The organism is Psychrobacter sp. 1Y4 (genome assembly GCF_051847555.1).
Window position 1 is genome coordinate 1 of sequence record NZ_JBPYDE010000763.1, and the last position, 626, is coordinate 626.

The window sequence follows — 626 nt, forward strand, 5'->3', positions numbered from 1 at the left end:
TATGGCAATCAAGCTATGGCAGGCGGCACCAATGATACGGTTGCACTCGGTAGTCAAGCGAATGCCGGTATGAACTCTGCCACTGCGGTTGGTGGTCAAGCCAATGCAGCAGGTCTGGGCTCAACCTCGATTGGTTGGCAATCAAAAGCTACCGCTGAGCGCGCTCAAGCATTCGGCCACCTAGCCAATGCTAGCGGCGTACGTGCAACCGCTGTCGGTGAAGCGGCAATGGCGGGCGGAACGAATGATACCGTCGCTGTCGGTAATCAAGCAAACGCAGGTATGAACTCTGCGACTGCTGTCGGCGGTCAAGCCAATTCAGCAGGTCTGGGTTCTACTTCTATCGGTTGGCAGTCAAAAGCCACGGGTGAACGCGCGCAAGCGTTTGGTCACCTAGCCAATGCCAGTGGTATGCGTGCAACGGCTGTTGGTGAAGCGGCCGCTGCAGAAGGCGAAGCTTCTATTGCGATTGGTAATATTTCAATGGCTAGTGGCTTAAATAGTATCGCTATTGGTAATGGCGTAAAAGCCACTAATAAGCATCAGGTCGTATTGGGTAACGCAGGCCAAGTGAAATCCAGTACCGCCTCACAGACAGGTCAAGTCAGTATGGTAACGATTGATGA

General features: G+C 53.2%; 1 protein-coding gene. It reads left to right on the forward strand.

What is annotated here, in order from left to right; genetic code table 11:
- Positions 1 to 626, forward strand: a 626-nt coding sequence (locus tag ACS8FC_RS18755; protein WP_439297900.1) for a hypothetical protein, incomplete at both ends; no start/stop codon positions are given.